We start from the raw sequence: 250 nt of genomic DNA, 5'->3' as shown, positions 1-250 counted from the left end.
AGACTTATTTGACGCTTTCTTGCAATTGCCATAAGAAACCCTGCTTGTTTTTTGCACTAAATAAAGGCTAGCCTCTAACTCCATAAAGTGCAAAATTTAGGATGGGTGTCTTGTTTATTTTAATTTTTACACAGTTTATGCCAGCGAATAACAATCGCTTTATCATTCAGTCTGTTTGCTTTCTTATCATCTACATATAGTACCAAATGGGTGTGATTACTCATTACGGCATAAGCACATACATCAATAC

The 250-nt window shown here is 34.8% G+C and carries 1 pseudogene; it reads right to left on the bottom strand.

Annotated elements, in window-relative coordinates:
• Nucleotides 1-125 precede the first annotated feature (125 nt).
• Nucleotides 126-248, bottom strand: a pseudogene (locus tag H5115_RS20055) (transposase); the annotation flags it as partial.
• Between the last annotated feature and the right edge of the window lie 2 nt (nucleotides 249-250).

The organism is Pseudoalteromonas sp. SR44-2 (genome assembly GCF_014163745.1).
Classification (GTDB): Bacteria; Pseudomonadota; Gammaproteobacteria; order Enterobacterales; family Alteromonadaceae; genus Pseudoalteromonas; species Pseudoalteromonas distincta.
Note: the sequence above shows the minus strand (reverse complement) of the source record. Positions and strands in the feature narration are given on the sequence as shown.